The organism is Cryptosporangium sp. NPDC048952 (genome assembly GCF_043197895.1).
Lineage (GTDB): Bacteria > Actinomycetota > Actinomycetes > Mycobacteriales > Cryptosporangiaceae > Cryptosporangium.
Genome location: NZ_JBICTY010000007.1, coordinates 177,972 through 192,196, shown reverse-complemented (window position 1 = coordinate 192,196; position 14,225 = coordinate 177,972). Strand labels below are relative to the sequence as shown.

General features: G+C 70.7%; 18 protein-coding genes. 8 read left to right on the top strand and 10 right to left on the bottom strand.

Features of this window, described 5'->3' with window-relative positions; translation table 11 throughout:
* Window positions 1-90: 90 nt before the first annotated feature.
* Window positions 91-945, top strand: coding sequence for an NAD(P)H-binding protein (locus tag ACGFY5_RS34505; protein WP_392726815.1), 855 nt, complete (start codon window positions 91-93; stop codon window positions 943-945).
* On the opposite strand, the gene ACGFY5_RS34500 is transcribed toward ACGFY5_RS34505, so the two are convergent.
* Complete coding sequence (locus ACGFY5_RS34500; RefSeq protein WP_392726813.1) at window positions 936-1,322, bottom strand: hypothetical protein; 387 nt, start codon at window positions 1,320-1,322, stop codon at window positions 936-938. The genes ACGFY5_RS34505 and ACGFY5_RS34500 overlap by 10 nt on opposite strands.
* 112 nt (window positions 1,323-1,434) lie before the next feature.
* On the opposite strand from ACGFY5_RS34500, the gene ACGFY5_RS34495 reads away from it, so the two are divergent.
* Both ACGFY5_RS34495 and ACGFY5_RS34490 read left to right on the top strand, forming a co-directional pair.
* The gene (locus tag ACGFY5_RS34495; RefSeq protein ID WP_392726811.1) at window positions 1,435-1,836 is read left to right on the top strand and encodes a DUF6314 family protein; all 402 of its coding nucleotides are present in this window, start codon (window positions 1,435-1,437) and stop codon (window positions 1,834-1,836) included.
* Window positions 1,837-1,921: 85 nt separating this feature from the next.
* Window positions 1,922-2,683 (top strand): sigma 54 modulation/S30EA ribosomal C-terminal domain-containing protein, encoded by a 762-nt coding sequence (locus ACGFY5_RS34490; RefSeq protein WP_392726810.1) that lies wholly within the window; start codon window positions 1,922-1,924, stop codon window positions 2,681-2,683.
* Between the two features lie 7 nt (window positions 2,684-2,690).
* Here ACGFY5_RS34490 and ACGFY5_RS34485 read toward each other — a convergent pair whose 3' ends face one another.
* Together ACGFY5_RS34485 and ACGFY5_RS34480 are read right to left on the bottom strand one after the other, a co-directional pair.
* Complete coding sequence (locus ACGFY5_RS34485) at window positions 2,691-2,843, bottom strand: hypothetical protein (RefSeq protein ID WP_392726808.1); 153 nt, start codon at window positions 2,841-2,843, stop codon at window positions 2,691-2,693.
* 82 nt (window positions 2,844-2,925) lie between these two features.
* Window positions 2,926-3,930 carry a hypothetical protein gene (locus ACGFY5_RS34480; protein WP_392726806.1) on the bottom strand — a complete coding sequence of 335 codons (1,005 nt, stop codon included), beginning with the start codon at window positions 3,928-3,930 and terminating at the stop codon, window positions 2,926-2,928.
* A gap of 62 nt (window positions 3,931-3,992) precedes the next feature.
* Here ACGFY5_RS34480 and ACGFY5_RS34475 point away from each other — a divergent pair, with 62 nt between their 5' ends.
* Both ACGFY5_RS34475 and ACGFY5_RS34470 read left to right on the top strand, forming a co-directional pair.
* Window positions 3,993-4,781 carry an endonuclease/exonuclease/phosphatase family protein gene (locus tag ACGFY5_RS34475; protein ID WP_392726804.1) on the top strand — a complete coding sequence of 263 codons (789 nt, stop codon included), beginning with the start codon at window positions 3,993-3,995 and terminating at the stop codon, window positions 4,779-4,781.
* A gap of 107 nt (window positions 4,782-4,888) precedes the next feature.
* Window positions 4,889-5,038: a hypothetical protein gene (locus ACGFY5_RS34470; RefSeq protein ID WP_392726803.1), complete on the top strand. Its 150-nt coding sequence runs from the start codon at window positions 4,889-4,891 to the stop codon at window positions 5,036-5,038.
* Here ACGFY5_RS34470 and ACGFY5_RS34465 read toward each other — a convergent pair.
* Window positions 5,025-5,870 (bottom strand): RNA polymerase sigma-70 factor, encoded by an 846-nt coding sequence (locus ACGFY5_RS34465; RefSeq protein WP_392726801.1) that lies wholly within the window; start codon window positions 5,868-5,870, stop codon window positions 5,025-5,027. The genes ACGFY5_RS34470 and ACGFY5_RS34465 overlap by 14 nt on opposite strands.
* Window positions 5,867-6,853, bottom strand: coding sequence for an LLM class flavin-dependent oxidoreductase (locus ACGFY5_RS34460; protein ID WP_392726798.1), 987 nt, complete (start codon window positions 6,851-6,853; stop codon window positions 5,867-5,869). Before ACGFY5_RS34460 ends, ACGFY5_RS34465 begins: the two co-directional genes overlap by 4 nt.
* Window positions 6,854-6,908: 55 nt before the next feature.
* On the opposite strand from ACGFY5_RS34460, the gene ACGFY5_RS34455 reads away from it, so the two are divergent.
* Window positions 6,909-7,274 carry a DUF6204 family protein gene (locus tag ACGFY5_RS34455; RefSeq protein ID WP_392726797.1) on the top strand — a complete coding sequence of 122 codons (366 nt, stop codon included), beginning with the start codon at window positions 6,909-6,911 and terminating at the stop codon, window positions 7,272-7,274.
* Here ACGFY5_RS34455 and ACGFY5_RS34450 read toward each other — a convergent pair.
* Entirely contained in the window at window positions 7,264-7,896 is a 633-nt protein-coding gene (locus tag ACGFY5_RS34450; RefSeq protein WP_392726795.1) for a hypothetical protein, read from the bottom strand. The genes ACGFY5_RS34455 and ACGFY5_RS34450 overlap by 11 nt on opposite strands.
* A gap of 24 nt (window positions 7,897-7,920) precedes the next feature.
* Entirely contained in the window at window positions 7,921-8,097 is a 177-nt protein-coding gene (locus tag ACGFY5_RS34445; RefSeq protein WP_392726793.1) for a hypothetical protein, read from the bottom strand.
* A gap of 216 nt (window positions 8,098-8,313) precedes the next feature.
* On the opposite strand from ACGFY5_RS34445, the gene ACGFY5_RS34440 reads away from it, so the two are divergent.
* Window positions 8,314-9,741 carry an RNB domain-containing ribonuclease gene (locus ACGFY5_RS34440; protein ID WP_392726791.1) on the top strand — a complete coding sequence of 476 codons (1,428 nt, stop codon included), beginning with the start codon at window positions 8,314-8,316 and terminating at the stop codon, window positions 9,739-9,741.
* A 1-nt stretch (window position 9,742) separates the two neighbouring features.
* On the opposite strand, the gene ACGFY5_RS34435 is transcribed toward ACGFY5_RS34440, so the two are convergent.
* Genes ACGFY5_RS34435 through ACGFY5_RS34425 form a run of 3 tightly spaced genes read right to left on the bottom strand, consistent with a single transcriptional unit; the run spans window position 9,743 to window position 11,810 of the window.
* A complete protein-coding gene (locus ACGFY5_RS34435) occupies window positions 9,743-10,861 on the bottom strand; it encodes a M50 family metallopeptidase (RefSeq protein ID WP_392726789.1) in 1,119 nt (372 codons plus the stop codon).
* Window positions 10,862-10,884: 23 nt separating this feature from the next.
* Window positions 10,885-11,604, bottom strand: coding sequence for a maleylpyruvate isomerase family mycothiol-dependent enzyme (locus ACGFY5_RS34430; RefSeq protein WP_392726788.1), 720 nt, complete (start codon window positions 11,602-11,604; stop codon window positions 10,885-10,887).
* Window positions 11,604-11,810 (bottom strand): DUF4287 domain-containing protein, encoded by a 207-nt coding sequence (locus ACGFY5_RS34425; protein ID WP_392726787.1) that lies wholly within the window; start codon window positions 11,808-11,810, stop codon window positions 11,604-11,606. The genes ACGFY5_RS34430 and ACGFY5_RS34425 overlap by 1 nt, the downstream gene beginning before the upstream one ends.
* 65 nt (window positions 11,811-11,875) lie before the next feature.
* On the opposite strand from ACGFY5_RS34425, the gene ACGFY5_RS34420 reads away from it, so the two are divergent.
* The gene (locus ACGFY5_RS34420) at window positions 11,876-13,486 is read left to right on the top strand and encodes an ATP-binding protein (RefSeq protein WP_392726784.1); all 1,611 of its coding nucleotides are present in this window, start codon (window positions 11,876-11,878) and stop codon (window positions 13,484-13,486) included.
* The last annotated feature ends 739 nt before the right edge of the window (window positions 13,487-14,225 follow it).

Genomic DNA, 14,225 nt, shown 5'->3' with positions numbered 1-14,225 from the left:
GAATCAATGATAACAATTTGCGGTTAGCGGTGGAAGCGAACCAGTGCTAACGTCCTGGACGTATCAATGGAAACATCCAGGGAGTCAGCCATGTATGTCATCACCGGAGCCACCGGACAGCTCGGATCACGGATCGTCGAACGGCTGCTCGCGCGGGTTCCCGCCGCGAACGTCGGCGTGAGTGTGCGGGAGCCCGCCAAGGCATCGGCACTCGCCGATCGGGGCGTGCGGGTCCGCGCCGGCGACTTCACGTCACCCGCGGGTCTCGCGGATGCCTTCGAGGGCGTCGAGACGGCGCTCGTCGTCTCGGCGGGAATCTCCGACACCGAGGCGGCGGTCGCCGCCAACAAAGCCGCAGTCGACGCTGCTCGAGCGGCCGGAGCGAAGCGGATCCTCTACACCAGCCACCAGGGTGCGTCGGCGTCGTCGCTGTTCGGCGCGATGCACACCCACGCGCGGACCGAGGAGCACCTGGCTGGACTCGACGTGCCGTTCACGGCACTGCGTAACGGCTACTACGCGAGTGCGATCGGGCTCAGCCTCGGCGGGGTGCGCGAGTCCGGCCGGTTGGCGGTGCCCGAGGACGGTCCGTTCTCGTGGACGTGGCACGACGACCTGGCCGACGTCGCGGTGGCGGCGCTTCTCGGGGACGGCCTGCTCGAGGGCGTCACCCCGCCGCTGACCGCGCCGGACGCGCTCGACTTCGATGCGGTCGCGGGCGTGGTGGGTGAGGTGCTCGGGCGGACGGTCACGCGGGTCGTCGTGGGTGACGACGAGTGGAAGGCCGCCACGGGTCTGCCCGAGCCCGTGGCCGACTTCATCCTCGGCATGTTCCGTGCCGCGCGCCAGGGGGAGTTCGCGGTCACCGATCCGACGTTGGAGAAGGTCCTCGGCCGCCCGGCGACACCCGTGCGCTCAGTGGTGGAGCGTCTGCTTCACGCCTGAACGATCGAGAATTCGACCACGGCCAGCTCCTGGCGTTCGTCACCCTCGATGCGCACCGCCGTGAGGCGGTGCAGACCCCACTCGACGAACGTGACGTCGGTGAGCTCGATGACCCGCGGCTCGTGGATCGGCGTACCCGGGATCTGGTGAATCGTGTTCACCACGAAGTGATGGTCGACGTGGCCGAGCGACTTCGTCGGGCCGTCGATCTCGATGCGGATCAGCGGCGTGCGATCGACCTCGTCGGGCGTCACGCCGAAAACGGCGGCGAACGTGACGTTCGCGGTCTCGGGCAGCGCAGGGAGCTTGGCCCACTCCCAGCCCGCGCCCTCCACGTACAACAGCCCCGCTTCCACATGGGCTGAATGCGCGACCATCGCCGCCACCGCTCGCATCGAGTACGTCCCCTCGCTCCCAGGTTCTTTCCATCGAGTTTCGCAGGTCGGTGCACGACCGGGCCGGTCAGGTTACCGGGATACCGTGGGGCGCGTGGAACCGCGCGAGCTGATCGGTGAGTGGACGATGGCGCGGCGGGTCGTCGATCGGTCGGCCGGGACGTACGGAACCGTGGCCGGGACGCTCGTGGTTTCGGCCCTCGATTCCGGTGTCCGGCTCGCGGAGAGCGGCGTTCTGCGGTGGCAGGGCTCCGACCTCCCGGTGACCCGGGTGTCGCTGCTGCAGCCGCTCGACGGCGAGTGGTGGATGTTCTTCGAGGACGGTCGGCCGTTCCATCCCTGGCGGCCGGGGGTACCGGTCGTGCACCCGTGCGGCCGGGACACCTACGACGGGGTGGTCGCGCTGGACCGGGACGGCCGTCGCCTACGGACGCTCTGGGACGTCCACGGCCCGACGAAGAACCAGCGGCTGATCACGCGTTTCCGGCGTTTCTAGATCACGGCCTGGTCGCGGTGCGGCGCGGCGGGTGTGTCCGGATCGTTCCGAAGGGCGACGATGCCGGTCATCGAGGAGGTCGACGATGACTGAGACCGAGGTTCACGAACCCACGACGGTGGTGGAAGCACCCGGCTTCGCGGTGGCGGTGACGCTGGGCGGACAGCTCGCGCCCGAGATCGCGCGGTACGCCCGCACGGCGATCCGGACCGCTGTCGGTGACCGCAGAGGCCCGGTGCTCCGCGCCGACGTGCGGATCGTGCGGTACGACGACCCGTCGTTGGACCGGCCCGTGGCGTCGTACGCGACAGTGAACCTCAACGGCACGCGGATTCGCGTCCACACGACGGCGAAGACCCCGCACGACGGGTTGGACCAGCTCAGGCACGAGCTCCGCGCGGCGATCGACCGCTCCGAGGAGGACCGGCGCGCGGATGCCCACCGTCGGCCGGTGGCGGCGGACGTGCCGGCGGCGCCGCGGATCCGGGTGCCGGGCGTGGTGTCGGGGGAGTGCACCGTCGACGAGGCGATCGCCGTGCTGGACCTGCTCGACCGCGACTTCGAGCTGTTCCGCGACGCCGACAGCGGCGAGGACACGATCGTGCACCGCGCCGGCCCGACCGGGTACCGGCTCGTGCAGGCGCGGCGGGCGCCGATCGACACGTGCCCGGCGGTGGCGGTGTCGATCGAGCGGGAGCCGGCGCCGCGGCTGAGCGTCGAGGTGGCGGCGATCCGTCTGGCGCGCAGCGAGCAGCCGTTCGTGTTCTTCACCGACGTGGCGACCGACCGCGGCACGGTGCTGTACGTCCGCCGCGACGGCGACTACGGCATGGTCACGCTCGCCTGACCGCTCGTCACGCCGCGGCGCGGAAGTCGGCCAGTTCGGGGCCGTGTTGGCGGCGGAGTTCGGCCGCGAGGGACTCCGGGGCGGTGTAGTAGCCGACCAGGTAGCCGCGGCACGACAGGCGCAGGCGTGGGACGTCGTCCAGGGTCACCGGCTCGATCATCCATTCGCCGCAGCACGCGCACCTCATACGGCCAAACGTGCGTCGCTTAAGTTGCAGGCCGATCGGCCGCAGGGTGGGTCTTTTACCCCGTGCGGTGGTACGTGTACGCGGCTTCGTGCACCGCCTCGTCGGACTCGAGCCCGGCGCCGAGGGCCCCGCCGACGGTGGCGAGCGAACTGGTCAGGAACGCCAGCTCGAGGTAGTCCGAGAACTGGGCCGGGTGGCCCAGGGAATCGCCCAGCAGACCGGGCACGACCAGCGCCAACGCCAGCAGTATCGCGAGCACGAAGAGCACGGTGTACAGCACCAGCACGCCCAGCACCACGGTGACCGTCGTCGTGATGTTGAACAGCGCCACCTGCCGACGCTGACCCGGGTGCCGCGCCCGCTCCCACAGATTGCCGCCGACGATCAGCGTCACGGTGATCGCGAGCACCGACACCACAGCGATCGCCGACAGCCGCACCGACCCGTACGCGTCCGCGAGCGCCCAGATATCGGGCGTGACCAGCGCGAACGCCCCCGCGGCCAGGGTGGCGGTCAGTGCTCGGGTCAGCCGGATCGCCAGCCGCCACGGACGGTTGGCGCGGATCATCCCGGCCAGCAGCCGGATGTTCCCGGTGACCAGCCGGGAGACCCGGAACTCGCCCGGCTCCTCGGCGAGCTCCCGCAGCCGCTGCGTGCTGCGCCGCCGGTCGTCCTCGTCGGGCGTCGGGTCCACCATGCCGGAAAGCTGATCGATCAGGTCGGCGACCACCGGCAGCGCCCGCCGCCGCACGTTCACTGCCCCGAGCGCCGGCACCGACACCACTCCGACGCTGTGCGCCGCGCTGGCCTGCGCCACCACCGGGCGCCGAGCCTCCGAGAGCGGCAGGTTCGTGAGCCGGATCGCGAGGTCCCAGTTCTCGTCGAGCAGCCGGTCGCGGGCGTCGCCCATGATGTCCGTGGCGTCCCCCGCCCCGTCCACCACGACGAACCGCCACCCCAGCTCGGGATGGCGGCGGCGCAGTTCCGGCTCCAGCTCCGAGGCCAGCGACCGGGCCAGGTCCGTCGGCGCATCCGGCTCCGCGATCAGCCCGACTTCCACTTCAACATCCGTCGACACATGCCCCTTCATGCCCCCCGACCACTCCTTTACGCTCCCGGAACATGGTGGTGCCGCTTCGGGTTGCGACGTTGAACATCTGTGGGTTGCCGACCGTGCTGTCGGGGCTGCCGCCGCTCGCGGTTCGGGCGGCCGAGATCGGGCGGCGGCTCGAGGCGTCCGACGTCGATCTGCTGAACGTTCAGGAGCTGTGGGGACGACGTGGGCTGGCGACGTTACGGCGCCATCTTCCGTCGTTCGAGCACGTGGCGAGGCATCCGGCGATCTCCGGCGGACCGGCTGGGGGTGTGGCCACTTTTTCGAGGCATCCGCTCGGCCGGGCGCACTACCGCTCGTTCGCGGGCACCGCTCCGCGCACCAGCACGGCGCGGTTCCGCGCCGGGCGGGCCCTCAACGCCCGGCGCCAGGGCACGCTCGCCGTGACGATGGGCGACACCCTCGTCGTCAACACCCACCTCACCGCGAACAAGGACGGCCGCTGGACGACCGACAACCGCTACTTCCATTTCCACCGCGACCAGCTCGAACGCCTCCACGCGTTCGTCGAGGAGCAGCCCACAGCACTCCGTACGATCCTCACCGGCGACTTCAACATCGCCAGCCGCTCGCCGCTCGACCCGTTCGTCACCGAGGACGGCGCCTGGCACGACCCGTTCGAGCACACCGACCTGACGACGTTCCGCGCCGAGTTCCTCCCGCACGGCTCCACCGTCCACCGCATCGACTACATTCTGCTCAAAGGCGCCACCGCGCTCGACGCGAAGCCCCTGTTCGACGACGAGGTCCTCTCCGACCGCATCGGCCTGACGGTCGGCCTGGAGCTACCCGTCTGACCGGCGGTATCCCCGCGGCGACACCCCCACCACCCGCTTGAACGCGGTGCTGAACGCACTCTCCGACCCGTAGCAGCCTGCTCACGCCCGACTACTACAAGACCCCGGTGCAGGGCGCGGCGACGTCGATCCTGCTGGCGACCGCGTCGACGACCGGCGCGTACTACGAGGACGAGCACCAGGTCGCACTCGAGCCGTTCGCACAGGACCGAGACGCCGCCGACCGGCTCTGGCACCTGGGTCTCACAGCCCGGTGAGCTTGACCGGGTTCAGCACCCAGTAGATCTCGGTGATCCCCTCGTCCGACGCGGTGACGGTGCCGACGGCGACAGTGGTGCCGTTCCGCGACAACACGGCCGCGACCTGGCCGTTCACGTCGCCCCAGCGCAGATCGGTCGCGCCGAAGAACTCGCGGAACGCGTCCTGCAGCCGGGCGACCTTGGCCCGGCCCTGCACCGGAACGCGGGCCGCACGCACGGCGTCGCCTCCGTCGGAGTACCGGACGACGTCCTCCGCGAACAGCTTCTCCAGGTCGGCGACGTCACCGGCGCGGGAGGCCGCGAGGAACGCCTCCAGCAGCCGCCGCTGCTGACCGGGATCCACCGTCGCGCGGCGTTCGGACGCCAGGTGCTTGCGGCCCCGGCTCACCAACTGGCGTGCGGACACCTCGGACACCTCGATGACGTCCGCGATCTCCTTGTACGAGTAGTCGAACGCCTCACGCAGGACGTAGGCGGCGCGCTCGGTCGGCGTCAGGCGCTCCATCAGGTGGAGCACCGCGATCTCCAGTGCCTCGGCGCGCTCGGCGCCCAGCGTCGGGTCGGCGCTGGTGTCGACCGGCTCGGGCAGCCACGGCCCGAGGTAGGTCTCGCGGCGTCTGCGCGCCGACTGCGCCGCGGTGATGGCCAGACGGGTCACCGTCGTCGACAGGAACGCCCGCGGTTCGCGCACCGACGCGTGGTCGTAATCCTGCCAGCGCAGCCAGGCATCCTGAACGATGTCCTCGGCTTCGGCGACGCTGCCGAGCATCCGGTAGGCGATACCGAACAGGCGGGGCCGGAGCGCGGTGAAGTCTTCCAGCGCGGTCACGAGGCGGGGGTCCACCCCAGCGCCGGGCCGAGCTTGCCGGCCATGTCGGTGAGGATCTGCACGTAGTCCTCGTGTTCGAAGCTGAACGGCAGCGCGAACGCCACCTCGCTCACCTCGGGGAACGCGGCGTGGGCATGCAGCTGCCCGGCGATCTCGTCGGACGAGCCGATCAGGTCGCGGGCGAACAGCATCCGGCCCGGACCCTGCGGCGTCAGCGTTCGCGGGGTCCGCGCCTCGACGTAGGCCCGGTACTTGGCGCGCTGCTCGGCCGTCGCGCTGTCGGTGGGGATGACCACGAGGCCCTGCGAAACCCGACCGTCCGGGTTGGCTGCCCGGAACGTCCGGATGTGCGAGAGTTGGATGTCCGCGAAGTCTTCGGACTCTTCCGCCTTGACCACGCTGCTGGTCAGGAAGTTCATGCCGTTCTCGCCGGCCCACTGCGCCGAGCGCAGGCTGGCGCCGCCGTACCACATCCGGCTGCCGAGGCCAGGGGAGTGCGGCTCGACCCGGTTGGAGAACACCTCGAAGCCCTCGGTGCCGGCCTCGGTGACGTCCTCGCCGCGGACGAAGCGCAGCAGCCGCGCGACCCGCTCGTAGCTGAAGTCCTCGTCGGTGTCGGGGTAGAGCGCCGGCTTCACCCGGTCGTAGTGCATCGGCGGGCCGACGCTGATGCCCGGCTCCAGCCGTCCGCCGGACAGCAGGTCGACGGTGGCCAGGTCCTCGGCCAGCCGCAGCGGGTTCTCCCAGCCCAGCGGGATCACCGCGGTGCCGAGATGGATGCGGCGGGTGCGCTGCGACGCGGCCGCGAGCACCGCGACCGGCGACGAGATGCCGTACTGCAGGTGCCGGTGGCGCACCCAGGCGCTGTCGAAGCCGAGCTCCTCGCCCAGCTGGATGATCTCGAGCGTCGATTCGTGGCCGGGACGCGGATCCGCGCCGTCGAACAGCCCGATCGTCAGGAAGCCCAGCTTGCGAATTGGCACGTGGCCCATTGTGCCCCGGTCGGAATTCGGTGGACGACGGTGATGGGGTGGGGTGGTGAGTACTCGTACCTTCCGCATCATCGTCCGCGGTTTCTTCGACGGCCTGAGCCCCGAGCAGCGGGCCGCGCTGCAGGCGGACGCCGCTCAGCACGACGTGTTCAACGCCGCGTTCACGCCCGAGGGCAGCCTGACCTACGACATCGCCGCGCGGGACGCGTTCACGTTCCGCTTCCAGGACACCGGTGAGGACGAGGAAGACATCCTGCTCGCGACCGAGCAGGCCGAGGAGAATGCAGCGGCGTGGCTCACCGAGCGTGGGTACGGCTACAAGAACCTGCGGTCGACCGCGCAGGACCTGTCGATGGCCCCGCTCGGCAAGCGGCAGCGCCGCGAGGCCCAGCGTCGGGAAACTACTCGCTGAGCAGGCGGGAGCGGCGGGAGCGGGCGGCCAGCCAGCTGTAGAGCAGCCGTCCGCCGTTCGTCTCGAACGCGGCGGCGCCGGGCTGCAGCGACGTGTCCGCCGCGCCGCGCCATCCGCGCGGCCGCCCGTCGACGTCCTCGTCGAGGAACGACGCGAACACGGCCGACAGCGTCTGCGCGACCTCGACGTACTCGTCCGGCCGGGTGACCCACGGCCTCAGCACGCTCACGATCGTCGCGACGGCGAGCGAATCGATTGTGCCGCTCGGTGCCGCCCGCCCCAACAGCATCGTCAGGTGCGCGGCTTCCCACGACTCCTCGGAGCCGGCGATCAACGTCCGCCGCGCGCTGTCGTACTCGGTGCCGGCGGCGGCGTCCCGGAACACCCGCTGCAGCGCGACGAGCAACGACAGTGCGGCCCTCGGCCCCGCGTCACGGAAAGCGCGCAGCAAGGCGTCGCGATCGGCGTCGGAAGCCGGAACGACCGGTCGGATCGGACCGCGGGTCGCGGCGAGCTCGGAATAGCTGACCGCGGAGCGCAAGCCGCGGGGAACCCCGAAGTCGGCCGCGTAGCGGCCGGTGGCGGCGGCCAGGCCCCAGCCCTGGTTCTGGGCGTCGACCACCCGAGACGGTTGTTGGATGACGGTTCACTCCTCCCGCGTGGCGACGCTGATCATCGTGTACATGTATCCGCAGAAAACGGTCGCCAGGAATACGAACAGCGACATCCGGAGATCGCTCGTGAACTGATAGGTCGCGATCCCCACAATGATGCTGAGAACGAGCGTTGCGATTGCGCGTGTCGTGACGAATGTGCTCCGCATGCATTCGACGGTGCCACGCTCCCGGGCCGATCAACCCCCATCTGAATCAGCTCGTAGATGCCTCCTGGCCAGGACTTACGTCTGTTAGGAAACCGTCAGGTTCGCGGTGTCGTTCCTGGACCGATTATCAGGTGGTGGTAACTGACAACCGATGTTTATGAGAGAACGTTCAGCCTTGAGGTGGGGGTGTCGGAGGGGACTGATAGCGTCCGGGCCGTGAAGGGTGGGGAGCAGGCCTGGACTGTCACCGGGTCGCCGACGCGGCGGCTGCGGGCACCGGCGATCGACTTCGGCGCCATCCGCACCGAGTTGGGCACACCGCCCGACTTCACGCCGGAGGCGCTCACCGAAGCGGCCGCCGCCCCCGCTGAGTTCCCTCGCGTCGATCTCACCGACGTCCCGTTCGTCACCGTCGATCCGCCCGGCTCGCGCGATCTCGACCAGGCGTTGCACCTCGTCCCGGACGGCGACGGATTCCTGCTGCGCTACGCGATCGCCGACGTGGCCGCGTTCGTCCGTCCCGGCAGCGCGCTCGACCGTGAGACCACGGGCCGCGGCGTCACGCTGTACCTGCCCGACGGCCGGATCCCGCTGCACCCGGCCGTACTCAGCGAGGGGGCGGCCAGCCTGCTGCCCGATCAGGTGCGGCCCGCCGTCGTCTGGACGGTCCGTCTTTCTGCCGACGCCACGCCGCTGGACGTCGCAGTCGAACGAGCGACAGTGCGCAGCCGGCAGCAACTGTCCTATCCCGAGGTCGAAGCGGGCGCACGGCCGGAAGCCCTGACGGCGCTGGAGGCATTCGGCAAGGTTCGCGTCGAGCGGGTGTTGGAGCGCGGCGGCATCGACCTCGACGTGCCCGAACAGGACGTCGAGCGCACCGACGACGGTGGGTGGCGGCTCGTGCTGCGCGCGCAGAGCCCGTCCGAGCGGCACAACGCGCAGGTCTCGCTGCTCACCGGCGAGTGCGCGGCGGCGATCATGCTCGGCGCCGGCGTGGGTCTGCTGCGCACGTTGCCGCCCGCAGCGCCCGCGGACGTCGAGCGGCTCCGCACCGTGGCGCCGAGTCTCGGCGTGGGCTGGCCCGACGGTGCATCCCCCGGTCGCGTGGTCGCCAGCGTCGACGCGGCCGATCCGCGCGGCGCCGCGTTCCTCGACGTCGCGGCGACGCTGCTGCGGGGCTCGGGCTACACCCCCTTCACCGACGGGCCGCCGCCGCAGCCGTTCCACGCCGGCGTGGGGGCGCCGTACGCGCACGTCACGGCGCCGCTGCGTCGTCTCGCGGACCGGTACGCCACCGAGGTGTGCCTGGCTGTCACTTCTGGTTCCCCGGTGCCGGCGTGGGTGCTCGAGGCGCTGCCCGAGCTGCCGGCGGTGATGGCCGGCGCGACCCGTCGCGCCGGGGAGTTCGAGCGCGCGGTCGTGGATCTCACCGAGGCCGTGCTCCTCGCCGAGCGCATCGGCGAGGAGTTCGACGCGGCGGTCGTCGACATCTCCGGCGAGGGCAAGAGCGGCACGGTGGCGCTGGACGATCCGCCGGTGTGGGCGAAGTGCGCGGGGCCGGGGTTGACGGCGGGGGAGCGTCTTCGGGTACACCTGATCGAGGCCGACCCGACGACGCGCCGGGTCCGCTTCGCGCGCGCCTGAGCTACAGCACGACGGGGTTGACCACGTCGGCGGCCACCGTGAGAAGCGTGAAGGCCGCGAAGATCAGGACGGCGACGTAGGTGAGCGGCGCGAGCTTGAGGTAGTCGACGTGGCCCGGATCGGGGCGGCGCAGGCGCGCGTAGAGCCACGACCGCGCCCGCTCGAACCACCAGACCGACACGTGCCCACCGTCCAGCGGCAACAGCGGCACCAGGTTGAACGCCGCGAGGAAGAAGTTCAGCCCGGCCAGGAGCAGCACGAACGACGACCACTCACTGCGTTCCGCGAGCTGGCCGCCGAGGTGACTGGCGCCCACCATGCTCACCGGCGCTTCCGGGTCCCGTTCGTCGCCGGTCAACGAATTCCACACCGCCGGAACCCGCTCCGGCAGATGCGCCAGCGCGCTGAGCGTCCCCGTGATCATCGTGGCGGTCTGGGTGCCGGTGAGGCCGACCGCGTCGACCGGCCCGGCCACCGTACGCGGCACCTCCGCGGTGACCCCGAGCCGGCCGGCGCCGTCCACCACCGGAAGCGTGGCCGACGCCGACCGCGCGCTGCCGTCGCGCTGGTAACCGATCTCCAGCGTCCGACCGCCGGACGCCCGCACCGCGTTCGTGAACGCGTTCCAGCCGCGGATCGACCGGCCGTCGAGCGTCGTGATCACGTCACCCGGGCGCAGGCCCAGCTGCGATGCGGCGCTGGCCTCGGCCACGGTGGCAACCGTCACCGGCTCGCGCTGCAAGCGGTCACCGTCGGGCAGTGGCGTGAACGAAAACATGCCCCAGATCAGGACGACGCCGAACGCGACGTTCGCCGCCACCCCCGCCACCATCACGACGGTCCGCTTCCACAGCGCGTACCGCCACATCGCCCGCGGATCGTCGTCGGTCTCGTCGAACTGCCGCACCATGCCGACGATCGACACGAACGCCCCGGCGGGGATCGCCTTGACGCCGTACTCGATTTCGCCGCGGCGGAACGAGGCGAGCGTCCGCCCGTACCCGACGAAGAACCGGGTGACCTTCATGCCGAACAGACGGGCGGCACCGAGGTGGCCGGCCTCGTGCAGGCACAGCGACAGCAGGATGCCCAGCGCGAACACCACGATTCCGAGGAGCATCCCCGGACCGTATCGGGCGAACGCTAGAACGGGGTGTTGTCCAGCCAGGTGCGCCAGACGGTGTCGTCACCGAAGAGTTCGAGGGAAGGATCGGACCGGCGGCGGGTGATCGCGAGCAGGAGCTCGGTCGCCGGGCCGCGGACCGCGGCGGTGGCTTTGGAGTGCGACGGCTCGAACGTCAGACCCGCGGCGGTACCGCGAACCGTCCATTCGGCGTCGACGTCGGTCGCGTGCAGGTGCAGGCTGACGCCGTCCGGCAGCGGCTGCTGTTCGACGACCAGCAGTTCGATCCACTCCGTGACGCCGTCCGCGGCCAGGTCCGCCGGTAGGGAGTACGGCGCGCCGAGCGCGATCGCGGCGTCCGCGCGGTGCACCGTCGACTCGTGCAGGCGCCGGCGGATCCACCACGAGGCCGGCCGCGGCCCCACCGCGGTCCAGACTCGCGTATCCGCGTCTGCGGCGGCCACCGCGTCCAGCACGATCTGACCGCCGCCCGCGACCCACTCCAGCGCCCCCTCGTCGTCGGCCGGCGGCTTGCCGCCTTCGACGGCGCGAGGGTCGATCGGCTCGGTGCTGTGCTCCCGGATCATCTGGGCCGCCCAGCGGTGCCCGCGCCCGAGGTGGCGCAGCAATTGGGTGAGCGTCCAGCCGGGACAGGTCGGAACCGGCGCGCTGAGGTCGGCGCCGCGCAGCATGTCGGCGAACTGCCGGTCCTGGTCGACCAGCGCGGCGGCGTAGTCCATTACTTGTCTTCGGCCAGGGTGTACCCGACCAGCGCGTTCGCGTGGCCGTGCCCGAGGCCGTGCTCGGCCTTGAGCCAGTTCACCAGCTCCATGTGCTTGGTCAGCGGCGAGGCTCGGATGAGGTCCTGCCACTCGCTGATCGGCCGGCCGTACTTCTTCTCGATCGACGGGAAGTACGACGCGGGACCCTTCACCGGCTCTGCCATGCGGACACTCTACGACCAACCACGTGGACGTCCGCTATATCCGATTAGTTGTAGTATCAGCAGTGATGACGACGCGTAAGCACTCAGCCGTGGAGCCCGACCCGGTGGTCCGAGGAGTCCGGCTGCGGACGTTCGACCCCAGCGCCTCCGAGGACATCGACTCGGCGGCTCATCACCTCGCCGCGCTCACCGCACTGGCCGCCGGGGTCGCCGCCGGGTTGATCTACGTCGCCGAAGACAGTTTGTTGCAGATGATCGGCGCCTGCGGACTGCGCGACGGCTGGCAGGTGCTGCAGGGCATCCCGGCGTCAGAAACCGTCGCCGGGCTGGTGCTGATCCGCCGACGCCCGATCGTCATCGACGACGTTCTGACCGACGACCGGGTACCGCCGGACGCGCCGATCTTCGACCACGGCGGCCGCGCCTATGCCGGCTACCCGGTCGTCGACGGCGACGGCGAGATCGTCGGGGTGTGCGCGGCGATGGACTACCAGCCACATTTCTGGCAGCCCCGGGAGCTGGCCGGAATCGAGGCGTCGGCGCGGGTCTGCGGTGAACTCGTCGGGCGGATGGATCGCCTCGACGCCGAGCGCTTCCTCGCGACCGAGCGAGCGGTCCGGAAGGCCCTGGCCGAGGCGGTGGGGATCGAGCAGGCCGGTCCGACCGTCCTGCGAGCGGTCTGCTCCACGCTCGGGTGGTCTGCCGGCGAGCTCTGGATGACCGACGACGGTGACGTCCTGCGGCCGGTGGCGGCGTATCCGGACGGACACTCCCCGTGCTCGGGTGCCCTCGCGACCCCGGCGTGGGAACGCAACGAGCCGGCCTGGTCCGGCAGCGGGGTGGCGGTACCGGTGGCGGACGCCGGAGGTGCGCTCTGCTTCGTCACCGACGTCGTCAAGCACGAGCAGGGCGCGGTCACGGTGCTGCTGTCCGGCATCGCCGGGCAGATCGCGCAGTTCCTGCAGCGTCGCCGCGCCGAGGACGCCGAACTCGCGCTGGCGCGAAGCAAGGACGAGTACCTGTTCCTCGTCGGGCACGAGCTGCGGACGCCGCTGACGTCGATCGCCAGCTACACCGAGCTGTTGGCGGAGACGCCGGGTCTGGACGAGGAGAACGTCCGATTGCTGGGCGTCATCGACCGCAACACCAGCCGCCTGCGGCACATCATCGACGAGTTGCTCGACCTGGCGGCGCTCGACTCCGGCCACGCCGACCTGGTGTGGGAGCCGCTCGACGTGGGCGCGATCGTCGACGCGGCCCTGGCCGACAGCCAGGCGACCGCGGACGAGGCCGGCGCGGTGCTGCGGGCGGAGGTCGAGCCGGGGCTGCGCATCGACGGTGACGGCGAGCGGATCCGGCAGGTGCTCGACCACCTGCTGCGCAATGCCGTGACGCACAGCCCGCGGGGGATTGTCACGGTGTCGGCAGGGTGCTCGGCGACCGGCACGGTGGAACTGGTCGTCGCCGACACCGGCATCGGCATCCCGGACGACGAGGGCGTCGAGGTACTGAATCCCTTCTACCGCACCGTTCTCAGCCGCGAACAGCAGCTTCCGGGCGCGGGCCTCGGGCTCGCGCTCAGCCGCGCGATCGTCCAGGCGCACCGCGGCACGATCCGGCTCATGCCCAACCGGCCGCAGGGCACCCGCGCGGTCATCCGCCTGCCTCGGGCGTAGTCGAGGGCTGTACGGATCTGTACGAACGTCTCCCGAAGGCTGTCGGCGGAACCGGAAACGCGGTGCGATGACACCGTCCGGCGTGCGCCCGGACCGGCGCGCCGGAGGGGTCGCGCTGGTCCGCGGCCCGCCTACTTCGCTGTTCTCGACGAGCCGGTAGAGGCTGACCTTGGACAGAGCGTCCTCGTCCTGGCCGCTCGTCTCCGGCGACGACAGTTCGAGCGTGCCCGTCAGCAGTCGTTTCAACGTGGCCAGGCGGACGTCTTTCACCAGCGTGTACAGCCACCAGTGCGGCAGGATCCCGACGAGCAGGGTCATGACCGCGGCAAGGAGCGGAAACACCGCGACCGCCACGGAGACAACGCTGCTGTCGTCCGGATTGGGTACGTTGAGCGCCGTGATTTCGGCCGTCCCTAAGCAGGCGAGGATAGCGGCGGCGCCGAACGTGTAACCCGCGCTCAGTTCGACGACTCCGGGTGTGCTCGCCGGTGAGAACCACACCATCTCGAGGTCGCGTCGGGAGAGCACGCGACGGCCGAATTCGAAAATGACCAGCAGCCAGTGGGTCAGGTGGCCGCCGACTGCGCCGGTCCAGCCGACGGCGACGTACGAGACCGGGCTGAGTTCGCGTTCCGTCCCGATCGACGCCTGAGCCGACCACAGCCAGTACGTGCAGCTGAGCCCGCCGACAGCCGCAGCGACGAGCTGGCGTCGTACGGAGAGCGCGGAAGCGAGCCAA